This is a genomic window from Paraburkholderia dipogonis (assembly GCF_046027395.1).
Taxonomy (GTDB): domain Bacteria; phylum Pseudomonadota; class Gammaproteobacteria; order Burkholderiales; family Burkholderiaceae; genus Paraburkholderia; species Paraburkholderia dipogonis_A.
The window spans coordinates 201,510-222,441 of sequence record NZ_JAQQEG010000009.1 but is presented as its reverse complement, the minus strand read 5'-3'; the positions used below and the strand labels follow the sequence as shown (position 1 = coordinate 222,441).

Genomic DNA, 20,932 nt, shown 5'->3' with positions numbered 1-20,932 from the left:
GGCCGGCGGCCAATATAGACCGACGGGAAGCGCCACCGTGCGGGGCGCGCCACGCACATGCCGCCATAGTCCGGTTGATCAGGGTTGACCCGGCTGGCGTTCGGCCGACGTCGTCACTTCTCCGGGGCGGCGCAGCATCTTGTCGACTTCGCCCGCGTGCATCTCTTCGACATGGATCATCTGACGGGCGAACTCCTCGAGTGCAACGGAGCGGTCCTCGACCAGCGCGAGCAGTTCGCGATAAAGCGCCAACGCGAGGTTCTCGGCTTGCAACGATTCACGGAGGATCGACGAGATATCGAATGTGTGCGAGTCGAGGAGGGGACCGATCGCAAGCGACGGATAGGCGCCCAGTGTGGTGATCCACTCTCCGACCTGCTGTGCGTGCAACAGCGATTCGTCGGCCTGCTCGCGCAGCCAGGATCTGATCGGAATGCGTCCGAATCCGAAAACAAGAAATGAGTAGTGCGTATATCGAACGACGCCGGCCAACTCGGATTCAAGAATCCGGTTCAGCACCGCAACGACGTTTTCCTTGTCTATCTCTGCCATTTTGTATCTCCTTTTATGTCACCGCCGCAGCCACATTCCGCGATTCGCCGCTCGTATCACGTCATATGATCTTGACGGATATTGATTAAATGTAGTCCCGCAAGGCGATCGCGCAAGGCGTTAGTTCGAACATACGTGTTTGCGTCGGGCAGCGGCGAGCGGGAAGGACATCTTATTGCAGGCTAGAGCGGCGTTTTCTTTCGTGGCAATTTGACATAATATAAATTATCAACACATTGGTTGTGGCGGCTTTGTGTAAATGTCGTGTTCTGGCCATTTGGAAATGTCGTGTTTGGACCTCGTTATGCTTGCCGGTTCCTCGTGGGACTGGGCAGCACGCAGCAGCATCCAAGCCAGGCTATGTTGTGCACAGGCAAAGAACAATGGCACACAACGGGAATACGGATTTGAAAGCTAGCAGACCCGTCTCCCCAACGCATGCTTCCATTCCTCAATGCTTGCCATACGTCGACACATACTCCGCCAACCCCGTCCACTGCGGCGAACTCAGCAATTGCGGATGATCCCTTGCCACCTGAAGCGCGACATTGTGAAAACCCTGCGCCGTATCCGACACTCCCGCTTGCACCGTCCCATTGAATACAGCCGCCGCTGCCTGCATCGGCGCACCGGCCAACGCAGGCACAGGCTGAGCAACAGGCTGACCATTAAGAGCACTTGCCAGCCGGTCAAGTTGCGCGTTGCGAGTGGTGACCGCAGCGGAATACTCTTTCTGCGAGTCGAACTTCTCCGCGAGCATCTGAAGTACCGCAGTGTGGTCGAGTTTCCCTGAGAAGACGCTCCCCGGCGTCACATACGGCGATACAAGAAACGCCGGCACCCGCAGCCCACTAGTCTTGAAAGAATACCCTGCGATATCGACAGCAATATCCAACGGCGCCACGTGATCGAAGAACCCGCCGTGCTCGTCATACGTCACGATCAGCAGCGTCTCTTTCCACCTGGCCGGATTCGAAATCAAGGTCCGGTAAATATCAGCGATGAACGCTTGCCCACCAGCCATCCCTGTTGGACAGTGATCGTCGTTAGCGGTGTTGTGAGGGCCGTCTGTGTATTCCGGTTCGATGAAAATCACTTTCGGCAGAATGCTGTTGCCCTGCCAGTCACGGGCAAACCTCGAATACCGCCGGAAGTTTCCGCCGGCGTCGTTGAGCGGCAGGGTCAAGGACAGCACGATTTCCGGAAGCCATTCCTTCATCAGGCTGAAGAACGGAAAGAAGCTCCCCGACTGATAGACACCCCAAGGTATGCCGCGCTGGCGGAGCCAATCATAGACAAGTGGCTGATCGGGCAGAAAGCTCAGCCCTTGCACGTTGTCGCTGATCAGGCTAGTCCCCGCCATCGCCATCAGGCGATTCGCCTGGGTTCCTGACGGCAGCGGAGCAAACCAGTTGTCGCACACGGTGAAGTGTTTCGCAAGAAAGTCGAAAGTGGGTAGAGTGCGAGCGTCGTAATAACCCATCACATCGGCCAGATTCGACGGTGCCGGTTTGCGGGCTGCATAGCTCTGCACGAATCCGCCGAGTTCCGGACATCCTCCGGGCACACACGGCGTGTAGATCTGCGTGGCGATCGGAGCGCGGTCGTGAGGCGGGTCCGATATAGCAGGTCCATTCGGACTCAACGCATGAATGGGATATTGCTTGCCGTTGTATACGTTGATGAAGTTCGCCTGCCATGTCGGATCCGCGGAAAGGCCGTTGACCTGGCTGCCGTTCAAGCTCAGATATCCGAGTGCGTGATCGAAGGAACGGTTTTCCATCATGACAATCACGATGGTGTCAATCTGGTCCAGAGCAGTCATCAAAGCTCCTAGAGCACCCGGCATTCAGCGTAAACCAATTCAGTATCGGAAAAGGTAGACGAAAACCATCGCTCTCACGTCTCAGGTAATTCCCTAAGGTCACGACATGAAGTGCCTGATGTCATCGCCTTCACTCCCCTCTGCTCCCACGCAGCACGCTGTTGTCACTCGCGACCCATAAATTGAAGGCGCTGTACCCTTTCAATCCATGAGAGCCGAAATGACAAAGATCAGATGGCATCAGGCAGGAACCGTTGCATTGCTGTTCGCTAGCAGCGTCTCGCACGCGGGCACGCCGTCCGTCGGCCACCGCGAACACGATCATCGCCGACGAGACGAGTGCCGGCGCGACCAGCGTTGAGCGACGTGATCGAACGCATTCCGGCGATCGGTCAACCCGCTCAGGTTGATCGCGGTCTGCGCGCTCTTGCTAGCCCTCTCAAGGCGTGCAGTTCGAACCCAGCTTCACCTTGCGCTTATCCAGTTGCAGACGGTTGCCGCTCAGTTTGACCTTGCCGGAAAACGAATCGCTCTTCCACTGGATCTTGCAGGTCGACGCATCGATCGCATAGACCACCTGCTCGCTGCCGGAATACGTGGAGACGAGAACCTGCTTGCCGTTCGTATAAAGCGGCCGCTCGACGATGCTGACGTTCGCATCCACAGAGCACGATGCGCCACCCGCGCGGCTCAGCGTGACCGGACCGAGCCAGGCCGTCGGACTATCCGTGCCATCGCTCTGACCCAGATCGATCGACAAATCGCCGACGCTGACCTTGCCCGTGCCGGGATTCACTTCGCTGTAGTGACACAATTGCGCGAAGGCAACCGGACCTGCGATCAACAGACCGGCAATGGTTATGACCGCTCGCGTGATAAGACTCTGCTTCATGGTTTGATGGCGTAATACTGGACGTTCGCGAGATCCGCATGCGTCCAGGAAAAGTTAATGGCGGTGTTTTTCCGTCCGGCGCCGCCATATCGGCCCCAATACGCGAGCGGATAAGGTTTCGATGGGCCCGGCATGATAATCACGACATGGCCGTGATGTGTGGCCTTCAATCCGGCAACCACAAGATAGCCGAGTGCGGCATAAGCGACGGCCTTATCGGCATCCGAATCGAGTTGCGTCCACGGTGCGCGGCCAATGGTGTCGATAATGCTGTTCGCATCACCCGTCAGCGTAATACCGAGTTCCGCGGCGACTGCCTTCAGGAACCCGCTGCAATCGGCTTTCCACTGCGTCCAGTGGTTCTCACACAGGGTTTTGATATTTTGTCCGCCAGCCATTATCGTTATCCGCTTCGCATGTGATGTTGTCAGTTTTTCTCCGGCCGCAAAAAGCCGCGACGTAAGCAAAGCCGCGACGTAAGCGTTCGGATTATAACGAGGCTTACAGAAATGTAAATCAATGAATGGCGCGGTGTGGTGCGAATTAAAAAATCATGTATCCATTCCGAATGCAATCGCATTCCGCCCAAGCCTTTGCCACGATAATTGCGCGCTCTGCCCGATCCGCCTCGCACCAATAAAAACTTCACTCCATTTAACAAACCGACGCAATGAAATTCAGTGCCCTGCTCGCTTCAGCCGCATGCGCATTGAGTGCCGCGAGCACCGCCGCGCTCGCCAACCACGGTATCGGCGGAACCGGGAAACGCGTGCCGCCGGTCCTCTCAAGCGACCGATATCTCGCTCGCCGTGCGCACCGCCTCTTGTTATAATCCTTTCACCAAATCGAACAAAACATAACGCCCCTCCACACACTGCGCGACAGGAGCTCCATGCTGAAACCCGACCGCCTCCGCGCCCTTGCCGATGCGCTGGCCAGGCAAAACGTGATGCGCCTGCGCGACGCCGCTGGCCTGCTGGGCGTTTCGGAAATGACTGTCCGTCGCGACATCGCCGGCAGTCCCGAGCGATTCACGTATCTCGGCGGCTATATCGTCAGCGCGACCGACGTCCCCAATAACGCCGGCTATTCACTCGAAGAAGAAAAAGACCACTTCGCGCAGGCCAAAGCCGAGGCGTCGGCGATCGCGGCGGGACTCATCGGCAACAACGAAACGCTGTTCATCGACTGCGGCACGACGCTCACCACGCTGGCCCGGCTGATTCCGGTCGAGCGGCATGTCACGGTGGTGTGCTATTCGCTGAACGTCGCGGAGATTTTGCGGCGCAAACCCAATGTGCGGATGATTCTGCTGGGCGGCGTCTATGTGCCTTCTTCAGATTCGTTCGCAGGCGAAGAAAGTCTGGAGATGCTGCGCCGCATGGGCATCAACAAGGCGTTCATTTCCGCGGGCGGCGTGGACGCGGCACGCGGCGTGACGTGCTGGAATTTTCATGAGGTCGCGCTCAAACAGGCGGCCATGGCCAGCGCGGTCGAGCGCCATCTGGTGGTGGACCAGAGCAAGTTCGGCGTCGTCAAAGCGGTGCGTTTCTCGCAAGTCGACGACTTCGACTCCATCATCACCGAGAAAGGCCAGGAACACCGCAAGCGCCGCTAAGCGCGCTAGCCGCCTCTGCATTGCGACGCCCGCAACGCAGAGGCAGCAGGTTGATTCGATTCAGTTCTTCCGCTGCAAGGCAAACAGCGTCCCGGCGATCAGAATAAACGCGCCGATGATCACCTTCTGCCAGGTGCTCGGCACGCCCACCAGAATCAGCACGCTATTGATCAGCGTGACCAGCACCACGCCGAGCAACGTGCCGGCTACCGTCCCCGTGCCGCCCGTAATGCGCGCACCGCCTAGAATCACCGCGGCGATCACGTCGAGTTCCGTGCCCACCAGATCGAACGGATTCGCGAGCCGGTTGTTCGAGACGTGCAGAATACCCGCGATGCCGGCGAGCATGCCGGTATAGCCGAACACGAACAGATGGATCGCGCGCAGGTTGTAGCCGAGCCGCTCGGCAATCGCGAGGCTGCCGCCCATCGCATAGACGCCGCGTCCCATCATCGTGCGATTCAGCAGCCACCACGTCACTATCGCGGCCGCCACCAGTGCGATCACCGACACCGGCAACACCGCGCGTAAGCCATCAGCCGTGTGATAGAAAAACAGCGGAATGCGGCCGAAGCGATCCATGCTGTGCGGAATGTTCATGAAGAACGTCGTGCCGATGAACGTCAGCAGCAAGCCGCGATACAGATACTGTGTGCCGATCGTGACGATCAGCGAAGGCGCCTTCAACCGATGCACCAGCAGCCCGTTGATGATGCCGAGCACGACGCCGCCGAGCGCGCCCGTGATCAGGATCAGTGCAAACGGCGCATCCGGCCACCACGCGAACACCGCCTTGGTGATGCCGTACATCGTCAGCGCGGCAATCGCGGTGAACGACACGTCGATCCCACCGGACGCGAGCACCACCAGCGTGCCGAGCGCGAACAGCGACATCGTGGTCGCCGAATGCAACAGGTCGAACAGCGTCGCGACCTGGAAGAAGCGCGGATTTATCGCGCCGACAATCAGGCACGTCACCGCGATCAACGCGACGGTGAACCATTCGGGATTACGCGCGAGCTTGGCCCGCAAGCTCGGCGGCTTGACCTCGGGGGCGACTTCGACGACGGTCGGGGTGGTCATGGTCTGGTTCAGGCGCGAATCGATGCGCGAGTTCATAAATGGGAACGTCCTTTATGCAGCTTCCGAAAGCAGCGCGTGATACAGATCGGCTTCGCTCAGCGTGTCGGCCTGGTATTCACTGGCCACACGCCCTTTCTTCATCATCAGGATGCGGTCGCAGTTCTGCAGCAACTCGGGCAAATCGTCGCTGATCAGAATGATGCCGATGCCGCGTTGCGACAGGCGCTGCATGATGCGGTAAATGATGTCCTTCGAGCCGACGTCGACGCCGACCGTCGGTCCATGCAGGATCAGCACACGTGGGTCGATGGCGAGCCAGCGGCCGATCAGCACGCGCTGCTGGTTGCCGCCCGACAGCGATTGCACGGGCTTGTCGACGCCCGGCGTGGCGATCTGCAGATCCTTCACCGTCTGTTCCGCGAGCGCCTGCGCGCGGGTGCGGTCGATCTGGCCGAAGCGGTCACGCAGGCTGGAGATCATCGCGGTGATCACGTTGTCGCGGATCGGCTTGTCGAGAAAGAGCCCTTCGTTCAGGCGGTCTTCCGGCACATAGCCGATGCGGTGGTTTTTCGCGTCCGAGGGCGTGCGCAACGAAATCGCCTTGCCATCGAGCGTTACCTGCCCGGCTTGTGCCGGCGCGACACCCGCGAGCGCGCGCGCGAGTTCGTTGCGCCCCGAATCGAGCAGCCCGGTAATGCCGAGAATTTCGCCGCCGTGCAGCGCGAACGACACATCGCTGAACTGGCCGGCGCGCGTATAGCCTCGCACGTCGAGCACGACATTCTGCTCACATGCGCCTTCACGATAACGTTCGTTCGACAGATGGCGTCCCGTCATCAACTCGCTGATCTGCGCCTTGGTGAATTGCGCGATCGGCCCTTGCGCCATTTTCTGACCGTCGCGCAGCACGATCACTTCGCCGCCGATCGCATAACACTCGTCGAGCTTGTGGCTCACGAATAGCACGGTGACACCCTGCGAGCGCAGATTGGCGAGCACGGCAATCAGATTGTCGACTTCCTTCTGCGTGAGCGACGTGGTGGGTTCGTCCATGATGACGAACTTCGCCTCGCTGGCGATTGCGCGGGCAATTGCCACGAGCTGCCGCGTGGCGAGCGGCAATTGTTCGATGAGCGTCGCCTGAAACTCCGCGTTGCCCGGCAGGCCGACCGCTTCGAGCGCGCGCGCCGCAGTGCGCGCCAACTCGCGCCGGTCGAAGGTGCGGGCCAGCTTGCCCGCGTGCGTGGCCAGCTCGGACGTGAGCGCGACGTTTTCGGCCACGTTCATGTTGGGCAGCAGCGAGAGGTCTTGGTAAACAGTTTCGATGCCGGCGGCGAGCGATTCGAGCGCGGAGAGCCGCGCATGCCGCACGCCTTCGATCACGAGTTCGCCTTCGTCGGGCGGTTGCGCGCCGGAGATGATCTTGATGAGCGTGCTCTTGCCGCAACCGTTTTCGCCGAGCAGGTGATAGATCTGACCGCGCTCGAACGACAGGCTCACGCCGCGCAACGCATGCACGCCGGTAAAGCGCTTGTGTACGCCGACAACCTGTAAAAACGGCTGCGACGCTTCCGACTGTGATGACTTCGTGGAGGTTGCGTCTTGATTCATTGTGGCGAGTCGCAGGTTGAGGCGTCCCCTTTCAGGGACGCCATGACACATGAAGCGAAAGTCAAAGCCGCAAAAAAGCTCAGAACGGATACTGCTTATAGTTCGACTTGTCGACGTTCACCCAACCCTGCCCGCGCACGATGATGCCCTTGCCCGGACCTTTCGCGACCGTCACCTTCGTATAGCCAGGAATGCCAAGATCGGCGCCGTTCTCGACCGTCTTGCCGTCCACCAGCATCTGCGCGACCTTGTTCATCGCGATGCCCGCGAGCTTCGGATCCCAGAACGCGATGCCGTTAATGGCGCCGCTTTCGAGGAACTTGCCGGCTTCAGTCGGCAGACCCGTGCCGTAGACGCAGATCTTGCCCTGCATGCCGGCCTCTTCCACCGCGCGGCCAATGCCGATCACATCGAGCGACGACGAACCCTGGAAGCCCTTCAGGTCCGGGTGCTTGCGCAGCACTTCCTTCGCGACTTCATACGCGCGCTCACCGTCGTTATTGGTTTCGAGCTTCGGCTCGACCAGGTTCATCTTCGGATATTTGGCCTTGGCGTTGCCGATGCCGCCGTCCGCCCATTGCACCTGCGAGCGGCTGCCGAGCGAGCCGACCAGCACGGCCCACTTGCCGTCGTCGTGCATGCACGAGGCGAGACGTTCGTTCAGACCGGCGCCGTAGGCGGTGTTGTCGAACGCCTCGATGTCGACCATCGTGTTCTTGGCGTTGTCGGCTTCATGCGTGACCACCTTGATGCCGCGATCCATCGCCTTCTTCAGCGCGGGTTCGAGCGTCGGCGGATCGTAGGGCACCACGGCGATCGCCGTGACCTTCTTGGCGATCAGGTCTTCGATGATCTTCAGTTGCTGTGCCGCGTCCGCACGGCCAGGGCCGGTCTGATACGCGTTTATGTTGGGGTTGTCCTTGGCGAACTGCTTGACGCCGTCGTCCATCCGGTTGAACCAGTTGATGCCGGTCACCTTGACGACCGTGACGATCGTTTCGTTCGTGGCAGCCTGCGCGGCAGCGATCACACCTACCGTCAGCGCGGCCGCTGCGAGCGCGGCACCCAGTCGAGTCAATTTCATGCGATGTCTCCTTTATCGTTCGATGTCGCCCACTTCACCGTCACGGACAGCCAGGGCTCGTTGTCCGCCGCGTACTGAAACTTTGTCGCGCGCCACTACCGCTTAGGCGTCGCACTCGAAGCGGCGGCGCTGCTTCCGCCGCCGAAGCCGAAGATCGCGCGCACCCGTTCGCCGCCCGCAAACGCGAGCGACAGCAGCAACAGAAATCCCCACGCGCAATCGCCGAAAAACTGCGACACGCCCATCAGGTTGAACAGGCTGGAGAGAAACTGCAGCACCGTCGCGGCGAAGAACACGCAAATGATGCGGCCATGCCCGCCCGCGGGATTCACGCCGCCCATCACCGCGATCAGGATCGCGATCAGCAGATAGGAGTTGCCGTAGTCCCATTTCGCGCTGGACGTATGCGTCGCGCTGATCAGCCCGGCCAGCGACGCGAGCACGCCGCACATCGCATAGGTCGTGATCAGCATCCGCGCGCGCGGAATACCCGCATAAAACGCCGCCTTGGGATTGGTGCCCATCAGATAGAGACGCAGGCCGAATGGACTGCGCTTGAGCAGCCACCCCAGCACGATCACCGCGGCGATAAAGATGCAGAATGCGATCGGCACCTGGAACACCGTACCGTTGCCGATATTGGACAACGGGTCCACGTAATCGACGTGCACCGAGGCGCCGTTGCTGAGCACCACTGCAAAGCCGGTGAACAGCAACTGCGTACCGAGCGTGCAGAGAATCGGCGTGAGCCTGAGGCGCGCGATCACCACGCCGTTCAGCAGTCCGCCGAGCAAGCCCATCGCCACCACGATCACGCAGAAGAGCGAGGTGTAAAGCGCGGGCGAATCGTCGCCGTTGACGAAGCGCGGCACGACCAGCGCGGCGACCATGCCGGACAGGTTCGCGAGCCCGACGCCGGACAGGTCGATGCCGCCGTTGCCCGACACCATCGAGAGCATGATGCCGAGCGCGAGCAGGCCGAGTTCCGGCAACTGGCCGCCCATCGACTGCAGATTGTCGATGTCGACGAATTGGCCGCGCGAGAGCCACGTCGCGACCAACACGACGAGCACATTGACGATCAGCAGAAAATTCAGTTGCCGGTCGCCGAACAGCTTTCCAGCGGTGAACGAAGACTTCATGGTGACGAGATGCTCCTTCAGGCTTCGCAAACGGTCAGGATGACTGGGACACGCCGGCCGGCTGGTTCGGCTGGCTCAGCACCTGATTCACTTCGTCGAGCGTCGGCATGGAAGGCGCCGTGCCCGGCCGCGTCACGGAAATGCCCGCGAGCGCGCAACCGAAACGCAGTGCGGCGATGGCGTCGTCGCCGCGTGCGAGCGCTGCCGCGAAGCCGCCCGTGAAGCCGTCGCCGGCGCCGGCGGTTTCCACCACGCGGCCGCAGTGGTAAGCGGGCACGAGGATCGATTGCGTCGACGAATGCAGCAGCGCGCCGCCCTCGCCCAGCGTGACGATGACCGTGCCGACGCCTTTGGCGAGCAGCACGTCGGCGGCGCGGCGGGCGTCGTCGGCATTCGCGATCGGCACGCCGGTGAGCGCGGCCGCTTCGGTTTCATTCGGGGTGATGTAGTCGCACAACGGGAAGATGGCGTCGTCGAGCGGCATGGCGGGCGCCGGATTGAATACGGTGATGACACCGTGCTTGCGCGCCACTTCCAGCCCACGGCGCGCAGCGGCGAGCGGCTGTTCGAGCTGCGTGACGAACACGCGAGCGGCGGCGATGTCGGCTTCGATTGCGTCGACGTCGGCGGCTTCCATCGTGCCGGCCGCGCCCGACGCGACGATGATCGCGTTCATGCCGGTGTTGTCGTCGACGAAAATGTGCGCCGCGCCGGTCGAGACGCCGTCGATCACCGACGCGCGCGCCGTGATGCCTTCCGCGGCCCACGTGGCGCGTGCAATGGAACCGAACGCGTCGTTGCCGATGCGCGTGCAGAACACCACTTCCGCACCGGCACGCGCGGCCGCGACCGCCTGATTCGAGCCCTTGCCGCCCGGCCCCATTGCGAACGCCGTGCCCGCGATGGTCTCGCCGATCTGCGGCATACGTCCGGCGCGAAACGTCAGATCGGTGACATAGATGCCGAGAATGACGACCCGTCCCTTTCCGTTTGGTTGCGTAGTCGTGTTCATGCGCGCTCCCTTTGCTCCTGAACAGCCGGGTTCAAGGGGATGTCCTTCGATGCCAGAGCTGCGCGCGGCACCTCGGCATGGAACAGCGGATCCAGATTCTTCAGCACGTTGTCTCCTCCATTTTCTGGTTGGCGTGCGTGTCTTTACTCTAAGACGTTTGGTACGGCTGCCGATCGGCCGGTCAATCTCCGTACGGTATCCAGATGTTCTTGACCTGCACGGCCTGGCGCAGGAATGGCCGGCCCTCGCTCGAACGGTCGTACCAGTCGAATTGGCGGCCGTGATCGACGAAGGTCCGCTTCAGATTGCCGACCGATTCGCGCTCGACCAGCGTCGAATCCGCCGCGCTGCCGAAGCACCAGACCGCATCGACGTCGTCGTGTTTGACGAGCGCGGGCAGCAATGCACCGCGTTCGCCCGTGACGATGTTCAGCACGCCGCCGGGCACGTCGGACGTCTCGGCCACCTGATAGAAGTCGGTGACCGTGAGCGGCGACGCCTCGCTTGGCAACACCACCACGCGATTGCCCATCGCCAGCGCGGGCGCCGCCAGCGAAACGAAGCCGAGCAGCGGCGCCTCGTCCGGGCAGGCGATGCCGATCACGCCGAGCGGCTCATGCATGGCTAGCGCGACGCCGCGCAACGGCGGCGTGTGCACAGCGCCGTCGAACTTGTCGGCCCATGCCGCGTAAGTGAAAAGACGTTGCACCGAGGCGTCCACTTCGGCGCGCGCGGCGGCTTCTGTCGCGCCGTTTCGCACCACGAGCTGGCGCACGAATTCGTCCGCGCGCACGGCCAGGTTTTCCGCCAGATAGAACAGCACTTGCGCGCGGTTATGCGTGCTCGCCTGCGACCACTTCTGCGCCGCGCGCGCCGCCTCGACCGCGTTGCGGATGTCCTTGCGATTGCCCGCGGCCACTTCGCCGACGGGCGTGCCGTCCGGCGCATGCACCGGCAGCGAATAACCGCTGTCTGGACGCGCCTGCTTGCCGCCGATAAACAGCTTCGCGGTGCGATCGATCGACGTCACGTTCGACAACGGATCGAGCGTGGCCGGGTTGTTCGTAGCGGCTTGCGCCGTCCGACGCTCCGCAAGATTGAGCCAGGCGCGTGGTTTCAGATATTCGTAGATGCCCTCACGCCCGCCTTCACGGCCATAGCCCGATTCGCGATAGCCGCCGAAGCCGACCGCCGCGTCGAACAGATTCGTCGCGTTGATCCAGACGACGCCGCTTGCGAGCCGCGGCGCGACATCGAGCGCGCGGCCGATCGTCTCGCTCCACACGCTCGCGGCCAGTCCGTAACGCGAGTTGTTGGCGAGCGCGATCGCTTCATCGGGCGTACGAAAGCTCATCGTCACGAGCACCGGCCCGAAGATTTCTTCTTGTGCCAGCGTGGAAGCCGGCGCGACGCCAGTTACGAGCGTCGGCGGATAAAAGCAGCCGTTAGAAGGCATTGTCGTGTCAGGCGACTGCCAGACCGAGCAGCCTTCACGGCGGCCGGTTTCCACCAGCGACTGAATACGTTCGAGTTGCACCGGATCGACGATCGCGCCGAGGTCGATGCTCTTGTCGAGCGACGTGCCCACGCGCAGCGTCTCCATGCGCCGTTTCAGTTTGGCGATGAAGCGCGCCTCGATGCCTTCCTGCACGAGCAGCCGCGAGCCCGCGCAACAGACCTGCCCCTCGTTGAACCAGATCGCGTCGACGACGCCTTCTACCGCGCCATCCAGATCCGCGTCGTCGAAGACGATGAAGGGCGACTTGCCGCCGAGTTCGAGTGTCAGAGATTTGCCCGAGCCAGCCGTGGCCGAACGGATCAGCCTGCCCACTTCGGTCGAACCGGTGAATGCAATCTTGTCGACTTGCGGATGCTCGACCAAGGCCGCGCCAGTGCGTCCGTCGCCCGTGACGACGTTCAGCACGCCAGCGGGCAAGCCCGCGCGATGCGCGAGCTCCGCGAACAGCAACGCGGTGAGCGGCGTGTACTCAGCGGGCTTCAACACGACGCAATTGCCCATCGCAATCGCCGGCGCGATCTTCCACGCGAGCATCAGCAGCGGGAAATTCCACGGCACGATCTGACCGACCACACCGAGCGGCGCGTAATCGGCGAACTCGCTCTCCTGCAACTGCGCCCAGCCCGCGTGATGCAGGAAGTGACGCGCGACGAGCGGCACGTCGATGTCGCGCGTTTCGCGGATCGGCTTGCCGTTGTCGAGCGCTTCGAGCACGGCGAAGAGCCGGCTATGACGCTGCACCATGCGCGCGAGCGCATACAGATGCCGCGCCCGTCCGGCACCGCCCAGCGCGAGCCAGCCCGGCTGCGCGGCGCGCGCGGCAGCCACGGCGGCGTCGATATCGGCCTCGTCGCCCTGGGCGATGTCCGCGAGCCGGTCGCCCGTCGCGGGCGCGTGCGAAGCGAAGCGCTCACCGGCCGCGGGCGCATGCCACGCGCCGCCGATGAAATGCCCGAAGCTGCCCTCATGCTGCGCCAGCCAGGCGCGCGCGGGTTGATCGTCCTCGGGTGCGGGACCGTACTCCATCGATGAAAAATACTCGGCTACGCTCATGGGATCGGTCTTCTGTTCAGGCTACGGGGTGACGGTTGAAAGCGGAGTAACGGCCGCTCACGTAATGTTCGAGCTGGCGTTCGATATCGGCCAGCAGGCTCGACGCGCCGATGCGGAACAGCTCCGGTTCGAGCCACGCACGGCCGAGTTCTTCCTTCATCAGGATCTGGTACGTCAGCACCGACTTCGCACTCGACACGCCGCCCGCCGGTTTGAAGCCGATCAGCACGCCGGTGCGTTCCTGGTACTCGCGGATCATGCGCACCATCACGAGCGAGACGTCGAGCGTCGCGTTGACGCCTTCCTTGCCGGTGGAGGTCTTGATGAAGTCGGCGCCGGCCATCATGCAGACCATCGACGCACGCGCCACGTTCGAGAGCGTGCGGATGTCGCCGGTGGCGAGAATGGTCTTCAGATGCGCCGGACCGCAGGCCGCGCGGAAATCGCGCACTTCGTCGTAGAGCGCCTGCCAGTTGCCGGTCAGCACATATTCACGCGTGACGACGATGTCGATTTCCTGCGCGCCGTCCGCGACGGACGCCTCGATCTCTTTCAGTTTCAACGGATGCGGGATCAGGCCGGCGGGAAAACCCGTGGAGACCGCCGCGACCGGAATGCCGCTGCCTCGCAGCGCATCGACCGCCGCCGCGACGAACCGGTGGTACACGCAGACCGCGCCCGTCGTGATGCCTTGCGGCGCGATGCCGAGCGCTTCGAGCAGATCGGCGCGCACGGGTTGGCGCGCCTTCGCGCAGAGTCGGCGCACGCGGCCTTCGGTGTCGTCGCCGTTGAGCGTGGTGAGGTCGATGCAGGTAACGGCTTTGAGCAGCCAGGCCGCCTGGGCATCTTTCTTGACGCTGCGGCGCGTGCCGAGCGTGGCGGTGCGCCGTTCCACCGCCGACTGATTGACGCGCAGGCCGTCGAGCCAGGACGCGTCGAACGGCATACCCGGATTGCGCTCGGGATGGACGATCGGTGTGCCGCGCAGCGCGACGACCGATGAAGACTGCAATGGGGCTTCTGGCATAAGACATCCGAAAATATGATGCGACGCACAACAGCCGCCGACAATTTGTTCGCACTTATGCTACAACGATTGATAGAATCATAACAAGCTTTGCGAGCAATCGTTACACAAGCAAGCGCTAAAGCCCGGCGAACGCCCGTGAATGTTATTGACGCACCATATTCATGATGCGAAGATCACAACACGGTTTCGGCCGGATAGCGTTATACAAAGAAAAGAATTCGTCGCGTGGACGAAGGAGACATGCCAGATGAGTGAGCCGGTTGCGGTCGCGGCCGCGTCATCGCCTCAGGTTCCATTGATCCGTGTTGCGGGCGTCACCAAGCGATTTGGCGGCGTGCAAGCGCTGCGCGGCGTCAACCTCGAAGTGTTGCCCGGCGAAGTCCATGCGCTGCTCGGTGAAAACGGCGCGGGCAAATCCACGCTGATCAAGATCCTAAGCGGCGTGCATGCGTACGACGACGGCGTCATCGAAATCGCCGGCCAGACGGTGGCGTTCGACTCGCCCGCGCAATCGCGCGACGCCGGAGTCGCCGTGGTCTATCAGGACTTGAGCTTGGTCGAATCGCTGTCGGTCGGCGCCAATCTCATGTTGGGCCGCGAGCCGCGCACGCGTCTGGGCTTCGTGAAGAACCGTCAACTCATGGCCACGGTCGGCGAGTTTTTGCGCTCGCATGGCATTCCGCTCGATCCGAAAGTGCCGGTCGGCTCGCTGCCCTTCGCTTACCGGCAAATGACCGAGATCTGCAAGGCCCTGATGGGCGAAGTGCGCGTGCTGATTCTCGATGAACCCACTTCCGCGCTGACGGGCGGCGAAGAGCAGATCCTGTTCGACGCGATTCGCGCGGTCACGGCTCGCGGCGTGGGCGTGATCTACGTGACGCATCGGCTGAACGAGGTGTTCCGGATTTCGCAGCGCGTCACGGTGTTTCGTGACGGCGCGAATGCCGGCACGTTCACGACGGCACAAACGGATATGAAGCAACTGGTGGCGGCGATCGTCGGTCCCGCTCACGCCGCGTTGCAAGCACGGCAGAAAACCGCGGTGGGCGACGGAGCGGTCGCCGCAACGGCAAGCGCGGTGACGACATCTGAAGAAGCGTCCAATGCCGGCGCTGCGCCCGTGCTGAAGTTATCGAACGTCAGCAACGATCGCCTGCATCACATCGACCTCGTGCTTCGCCGCGGCGAAATCCACGGACTCGCGGGATTGATCGGCAGCGGACGCACCGAGATTCTGCAAACCATCTTTGGCCTTCGCTCCGTCGATGCCGGCGCGATCGAGATCGACGGCCGAACGCGTGCGCGTATCACCCCCGCCGAGGCCATTCAACTCGGCGTCGCGCTCGTGCCGGAGGATCGTCATCTCGAAGGGCTCGTGCTCGATCATTCGATCGAACGCAATCTGACGTTGCCGCGCTTGCCGCATTTTTCCCGCTGGGGTTGGCTGCGCAGCCAGGCCGCCGTTCAGCAGGCGAAGCGCTCCATGAAAGAGTTGGCCGTCAAGGCACCCAACTCTTCCACCGCGGTCAAGTTCTTATCCGGCGGCAATCAGCAGAAAGTGGTCTTCGCGAAGTGGAATCATCCTCGACCCAAGCTGCTCATGCTCGATGAACCGACTGTCGGCGTGGATGTCGGCGCCCGCGAGGAAATCTATGGCGTGGTGAACGACGCCGCGCAGGCGGGCACGGGCGTGCTCATCGTGTCCTCGGACCTCGATGAACTCTTGCGCCTGTGCGACCGGATTTCGATTGTCGCGGACGGCTGCATTGTCAACACCGTCGAGCGTGCCGAACTCGCCAACGCCGAAGCGCTGCATCACCTGATCCAACTTTCCCGTTCTTCCCTCGAGGCGTCCGCAACATGAATGAATCTGTCACGCCGCTGACGGCCGAACGGCAGGCGTCGCCGCCGCAGAAAAGCCGTATGCGGCGCATCGCGCAAGCCCTGCTGCAAGGCGACCGTCCTTATGCGCTGTATGCCGCGTTCGCGATTCTGCTGGTGGTGTTCAGCTTCGCGTCGCCGTGGTTCTTATCCATCGACAACTTCCTGAATATCGGCCGGCAAACGGCGCTCGTGTCGATCATCGCGATCGGCATGACCTTCGTGATCATCGCGCGGCAGATCGATCTTTCCGTGGGGTCGACGCTGGCGCTGTCGGGTATGTCCGCGGCGCTCGCGATGGCGTATGTGGGCAACAACTGGGTGATCGGCGCGATTGCCGGTATCGGCACCGGCGCGATCGTCGGCGCGATCAATGGGATCGTGACCACGCGGGTCAATATTCCTTCGTTTCTCGTCACGCTCGGCACACTGAGCGCCGCGCGCGGACTCGCGCTGATGGTCACGACCACCAAACCCGTGATTATCGACAACGACTCGTTCATCTCGATCTTCGGCGAGGGCGACATTTTCGGCGTGCCGGTGCCGATCATCTGGACGCTGCTCGCCGTGATCGCCGGCATTCTGCTGCTGCACTACAGCGTGTTCGGCCGGCAGATCTACGCGGCCGGCGGCAATCCGACGGCGGCGCTCTATTCGGGCATCAATACGCGGCGCGTGACCACCCTCGCCTTCATTCTCACCGGCATGCTGGCCGGTCTTGCCGCGCTCGTGCTCTCGGCGCGCTCGCATGCGGCGCGGCCCGACGTCGTGCAAGGCATGGAACTGGATGTGATCGCCTCCGTCACGCTCGGCGGCTGCAGTCTGTTCGGTGGCCGCGGCTTCGTGCTGGGGACGTTGCTCGGCAGCCTGATCATCGGCACGCTCAATAACGGGCTTGTGCTGCTCGGGGTGAGTTCGTCGCTGCAACTGGTGATCAAGGGTGTGATCATCGTCGCGGCGGTTGCTTTCACCAGAAAATAGCCAGGAAGTAGCGAGAAAGTAGTTCGGACGTGAAGACGTGAAGCACAGACATGAAGACCAACGGAGGAGAAACATGAAACAACGTCGTGGTTCAAGAATAGCGTTAGCCAGCGTTATGGCGGCGGCCGCCGTCGCTTGTCTGGCTTCCCCGGGTGCTTACGCGCAATGCGTAACCGGCATACCCGCGGGCTCGATCGGCCCGAAGGGCATCGTCGGGCAAGGACCGAACGGCGAAAAAGCCGCCTCGGTGGATGCCGTGAAGCTGACCGACGCCGACATCGCCAAGATCAAGGCCGGCAAATTCAAGGTCGGCATTTCGATGCAGACCATGAACCTCGACTGGTCGCAACTGCAGGTGCAAGGCATCACCGATACGCTGAAGAAGTACGGCGTGGAAGTGATCGGCACCGCGTCGGCGGAGTATCAGGTCGACAAGCAGATCGCCGATATCGAGAACACGATCCAGCGCCACCCGAACGGCATCATCTCGATTCCGGTCGACGGCACGGCGACGGCCGCCACCTACAAGAAAGTGTCCGCGGCCGGCATCAAGCTCGTGTTCATGGACAACGTGCCGACCGGTCTGAAGCATCCGGAGGAATACTCGGCGATGATCTCGGCGGATAGCGAAGGCAACGGCCAGATCGCGGCGAAAGTGCTCGCCTCGTGCGTACCGCAAGGCGCGACGGTCGGGCTCGTGAATTTCGGTGTGGATTACTTCAGCACGACGGAACGCACCAAGGCCGTCAACGACTGGCTGAAGAAAAACCGTCCGGACATCAAGATCAAGCAGGTCGCGTTCACGGACCCGTCGAAAGTCGGGCAGATCGCGGGCGACTTTCTCACCGGGAATCCGGACGTGAAGGGTCTGTTCGCCGTGTGGGACCAGCCGGCTCTGGACACACTCACGTCGATGCGCGCGCAAGGCGTGACGATTCCCATGACGACGGTCGACCTGGGCCTGCAATCCGCGATCGAAATCGCCAAGGGCGGACCGCTCAAGGCGACCGGCTCGCAGCGTCCATATGATCAAGGCGTGGCCGAGGCCATGGCGATGATGAAGGCGCTGATTGGCCAGACGCCGCCGGCGTGGATCGGTGTGCAATCGTTGCCGGTGGTTCAGTCGAACGTGCTCGAGTCTTATAAGACCGTGTTCAAGAAGGATCCGCCGCCGCAGTTGGCGGAGGCCTGCAAGAAGGCCGCGCCGGCTTGCGGTTGACGTTTGAAAGCGGCGCATGGCCATCCGGTGTCATCGTGGCTATGCGCGCAGTACGAAGTATCCCCACGTCATCGCGTTAGTTGAGCTGAGGTTCTTCGGTTGCGTGCAACAACTCTTCGATGCAGTCTCTTGTGTCCGGCGTCTGGTAAAGCAGGAAGGCAGCGAATCTTTGCGCTTCCGCTTCCCCGCTTCCCCCTGCCTTGCATCGGGTGAGCGGTTGCTGGTTATAGGTCATCCACGCCTGCCAGAAAGAATCGTCAAACTGCTTGACAAAATGCTGATGGAAACTCCCACATACTCTTTCTATGCCTGGACTGTACGCGACCATTTCCGACATGAATGTTTTTGTACCCGCTTCATTTGGAAGTTGCCTCATGAAATTCTCAAAACTACCGGCATCGTCGCGTTGCTCCAGTAGGTATCGAACAATATATCCTTTGCCAAACTTGCCCAGAAACGTGAACTCAATACCACCGGCCGAGTAGTCGGAAAATTCAGGCCTGCTGCCCAGTTCGGCAATAAGATGTGCGACGCCTCCGGCTTTCTCCGTCGTTGACTGGCAGTAAAACGAGGCTTCGCGCACGCTGCGCGCAACAAAGTCGACCGCCAGTTCCTGAAGACTCGTCCCGGTTCGAGCGCTTCTGAGGCTGCTCACCACGTCGCTGAAGTTGATGTCGCTTTTCGGACCCTTACTACACCATGCCAACCAGTTTGAATACAGATTCCTCGCCGCCTCATCCAGTCCGGGAATGATCGCGGCATCCAGAGATTGGCAAATATCAGAACACGACTTTGCTATTTCACTCGTGGCCAGCCAGGAAGCGACGCGCGTATCGTACTTTTTCCCGTTGACTTCTTTTGTCTGCCGCGCAATCTCGTCGATCACCCAGTGCGGGAACGCAACCCGAGGATGCGCGAGAAGTCGAAGAATTCGCCCGTCCTGCTCAGCGACCGGGATTCCCCGCGAAACGACGACGTACTCCGCCGCGGCCACCTTGGCCGTAGCCCAGATGGATTTCAATTTTGAATCGAGGTTGTCGTTGAATTGGACAAAGTCACTCGACAACATAAAAAACGGCTTGAGCGCCTGCTCAAGAGACTCCGTCGCGTATCGCTGGTTTTCACGCCTTTCCGCCTGGGCACTCACAATCAGCGCGGTTTTGGCCGTTTTCAGCGAAGCATAACCGAGAAAAATAGCGGCAATCGCCCCAATGAGCGACACGGCAACGCCGAACGTCCCTTGAAATAAAGCGCCGACTGCCTGCGCCGCGCCAGCGACCGCGTAGCGGTTGGAATCCTTTGCACTGGAGGCAATCGTGATTCTGGAGCTGATCACGTCCCAATGCTGCATCAACGCATAGAAAGCCCAGCTCACGAAAATCAGAAAAGCAAGTGAAACCACTGAAAACAGCAATTGAAGCCAGAGTTGATTTTTAATTTTCATCCGAAAGATCGCTCGCATTCATCGGCTTATCGATTTTTCCAACAGGTTATTCTGGACGCAAAGTTATCGGCGAACCCACGCAATCAATGGTATTGGTCACGCTTCACGCGATTGACTGACATCAGACTGCGTGCCTGCAGATCTTTTACGGCATCACACGCTGGAACTTGAGTTATGAGGACACCCCGTCCGCAGGACTGTCTCAAATGCGCTGCGCACGCCTCCAATGGGGTCGGGCGCGAATCCTGCTACTCGATAGACCTACTACGTCGATTCGAACGAGGAGAAAAGATGACCCTGCTTATTTACCTGGTTGGCTGGATCATTCTGATCGGCGGCGTGTCATGGGGATTGATGGCCATGCACGTCGCGCAACATACGATTGCCATCGTGGCGGTCATTCTGCTCGGCGTCGCCGTCATCACCGGCGCGACACGGGCACGCAACCGCGACCGTTCGTAGCGTCAACAATCTGTCGCCTGCCGGAAGCAGCCCGCTCGATACGATGGTGAATTGGCGGCTGACGCCTCCCGACGACCATAAGCGGATGGCGGCCGGTTCGCTCCATGAATCGAATGGCCGGGCCGCCCGACCTCAATTCGAAGACGACTCCCCGTTCGCCGCCGGCACCTGTGCGGTGTGAACCGTAGCGGCGTTATCCGCGCGATGCTCGATCGCATAAAGCTCCCGATTTCGCGCTACTTCGTCATCCGTCAGCGGATAGTCGTCATCGTGTGACGGCACCAGCCCTTCGGCTTGTGCCTGCTGCAACTGCGCCATCACGTCGGCGCGCGTCAGACCCGACGTGCTGGCTTGCGCAAAGGCATTCGCGCCGAACGTCAGGCTGAGTGCGGTGACGGCAACGGCAGTAAGCAATTTCATGATGTCTCTCCGGGTAGGGGCAAGCGATGACTGGGTAGCCACACGCCTCCCATTCTTGTCATTTCCCCTGTCCGGGCACTGACCTTCAGATTACCGTTTTGTTA

The 20,932-nt window shown here is 61.4% G+C and carries 18 protein-coding genes; 5 read left to right on the top strand and 13 right to left on the bottom strand.

What is annotated here, in order from left to right; genetic code table 11:
• Positions 1 to 78 precede the first annotated feature (78 nt).
• The 4 genes from PQR32_RS11945 to PQR32_RS11930 all read right to left on the bottom strand — a co-directional run bounded on the left by PQR32_RS11945 (position 79) and on the right by PQR32_RS11930 (position 3,667).
• A complete protein-coding gene (locus PQR32_RS11945; RefSeq protein WP_408226222.1) occupies positions 79 to 552 on the bottom strand; it encodes a ferritin-like domain-containing protein in 474 nt (157 codons plus the stop codon).
• A gap of 451 nt (positions 553 to 1,003) precedes the next feature.
• On the bottom strand, positions 1,004 to 2,377 hold the full coding sequence (locus tag PQR32_RS11940; RefSeq protein WP_408226219.1) for an alkaline phosphatase family protein: 1,374 nt from the start codon (positions 2,375 to 2,377) through the stop codon (positions 1,004 to 1,006).
• Positions 2,378 to 2,816: 439 nt separating this feature from the next.
• A complete protein-coding gene (locus PQR32_RS11935; protein WP_408226216.1) occupies positions 2,817 to 3,269 on the bottom strand; it encodes a hypothetical protein in 453 nt (150 codons plus the stop codon).
• On the bottom strand, positions 3,266 to 3,667 hold the full coding sequence (locus tag PQR32_RS11930) for a hypothetical protein (RefSeq protein ID WP_408226213.1): 402 nt from the start codon (positions 3,665 to 3,667) through the stop codon (positions 3,266 to 3,268). Before PQR32_RS11930 ends, PQR32_RS11935 begins: the two co-directional genes overlap by 4 nt.
• Positions 3,668 to 4,161: 494 nt before the next feature.
• Here PQR32_RS11930 and PQR32_RS11925 point away from each other — a divergent pair, with 494 nt between their 5' ends.
• Entirely contained in the window at positions 4,162 to 4,887 is a 726-nt protein-coding gene (locus PQR32_RS11925; protein WP_408207334.1) for a DeoR/GlpR family DNA-binding transcription regulator, read from the top strand.
• A 60-nt stretch (positions 4,888 to 4,947) separates the two neighbouring features.
• Here PQR32_RS11925 and PQR32_RS11920 read toward each other — a convergent pair whose 3' ends face one another.
• The 7 genes from PQR32_RS11920 to deoC all read right to left on the bottom strand — a co-directional run bounded on the left by PQR32_RS11920 (position 4,948) and on the right by deoC (position 14,418).
• Positions 4,948 to 6,006: an ABC transporter permease gene (locus PQR32_RS11920; RefSeq protein WP_408226209.1), complete on the bottom strand. Its 1,059-nt coding sequence runs from the start codon at positions 6,004 to 6,006 to the stop codon at positions 4,948 to 4,950.
• A gap of 15 nt (positions 6,007 to 6,021) precedes the next feature.
• Positions 6,022 to 7,581 (bottom strand): sugar ABC transporter ATP-binding protein, encoded by a 1,560-nt coding sequence (locus tag PQR32_RS11915; RefSeq protein ID WP_408226206.1) that lies wholly within the window; start codon positions 7,579 to 7,581, stop codon positions 6,022 to 6,024.
• Between the two features lie 79 nt (positions 7,582 to 7,660).
• Entirely contained in the window at positions 7,661 to 8,665 is a 1,005-nt protein-coding gene (locus PQR32_RS11910; RefSeq protein ID WP_408226203.1) for an autoinducer 2 ABC transporter substrate-binding protein, read from the bottom strand.
• A 95-nt stretch (positions 8,666 to 8,760) separates the two neighbouring features.
• Positions 8,761 to 9,807 (bottom strand): ABC transporter permease, encoded by a 1,047-nt coding sequence (locus tag PQR32_RS11905; RefSeq protein WP_408226200.1) that lies wholly within the window; start codon positions 9,805 to 9,807, stop codon positions 8,761 to 8,763.
• Between the two features lie 34 nt (positions 9,808 to 9,841).
• Positions 9,842 to 10,819: a ribokinase gene (gene rbsK / locus PQR32_RS11900; protein WP_408226197.1), complete on the bottom strand. Its 978-nt coding sequence runs from the start codon at positions 10,817 to 10,819 to the stop codon at positions 9,842 to 9,844.
• A 181-nt stretch (positions 10,820 to 11,000) separates the two neighbouring features.
• Complete coding sequence (locus PQR32_RS11895) at positions 11,001 to 13,391, bottom strand: aldehyde dehydrogenase family protein (RefSeq protein WP_408226194.1); 2,391 nt, start codon at positions 13,389 to 13,391, stop codon at positions 11,001 to 11,003.
• Between the two features lie 16 nt (positions 13,392 to 13,407).
• On the bottom strand, positions 13,408 to 14,418 hold the full coding sequence (deoC, locus tag PQR32_RS11890; protein ID WP_408226191.1) for a deoxyribose-phosphate aldolase: 1,011 nt from the start codon (positions 14,416 to 14,418) through the stop codon (positions 13,408 to 13,410).
• 250 nt (positions 14,419 to 14,668) lie between these two features.
• Between deoC and PQR32_RS11885 the strand changes: the two genes are divergently transcribed.
• The 3 genes from PQR32_RS11885 (at position 14,669) to PQR32_RS11875 (ending at position 18,502) form a co-directional block, all read left to right on the top strand.
• Positions 14,669 to 16,285 carry a sugar ABC transporter ATP-binding protein gene (locus PQR32_RS11885; RefSeq protein WP_408226188.1) on the top strand — a complete coding sequence of 539 codons (1,617 nt, stop codon included), beginning with the start codon at positions 14,669 to 14,671 and terminating at the stop codon, positions 16,283 to 16,285.
• On the top strand, positions 16,282 to 17,283 hold the full coding sequence (locus PQR32_RS11880) for an ABC transporter permease (RefSeq protein WP_408226185.1): 1,002 nt from the start codon (positions 16,282 to 16,284) through the stop codon (positions 17,281 to 17,283). The genes PQR32_RS11885 and PQR32_RS11880 overlap by 4 nt, the downstream gene beginning before the upstream one ends.
• 73 nt (positions 17,284 to 17,356) lie before the next feature.
• The gene (locus PQR32_RS11875; RefSeq protein ID WP_408226182.1) at positions 17,357 to 18,502 is read left to right on the top strand and encodes a substrate-binding domain-containing protein; all 1,146 of its coding nucleotides are present in this window, start codon (positions 17,357 to 17,359) and stop codon (positions 18,500 to 18,502) included.
• Between the two features lie 76 nt (positions 18,503 to 18,578).
• On the opposite strand, the gene PQR32_RS11870 is transcribed toward PQR32_RS11875, so the two are convergent.
• A complete protein-coding gene (locus PQR32_RS11870) occupies positions 18,579 to 19,946 on the bottom strand; it encodes a hypothetical protein (RefSeq protein WP_408226179.1) in 1,368 nt (455 codons plus the stop codon).
• Between the two features lie 291 nt (positions 19,947 to 20,237).
• Here PQR32_RS11870 and PQR32_RS11865 point away from each other — a divergent pair, with 291 nt between their 5' ends.
• Complete coding sequence (locus tag PQR32_RS11865; RefSeq protein WP_165923918.1) at positions 20,238 to 20,408, top strand: hypothetical protein; 171 nt, start codon at positions 20,238 to 20,240, stop codon at positions 20,406 to 20,408.
• Between the two features lie 132 nt (positions 20,409 to 20,540).
• Here PQR32_RS11865 and PQR32_RS11860 read toward each other — a convergent pair whose 3' ends face one another.
• Positions 20,541 to 20,828, bottom strand: coding sequence for a DUF4148 domain-containing protein (locus tag PQR32_RS11860; RefSeq protein WP_408226176.1), 288 nt, complete (start codon positions 20,826 to 20,828; stop codon positions 20,541 to 20,543).
• Between the last annotated feature and the right edge of the window lie 104 nt (positions 20,829 to 20,932).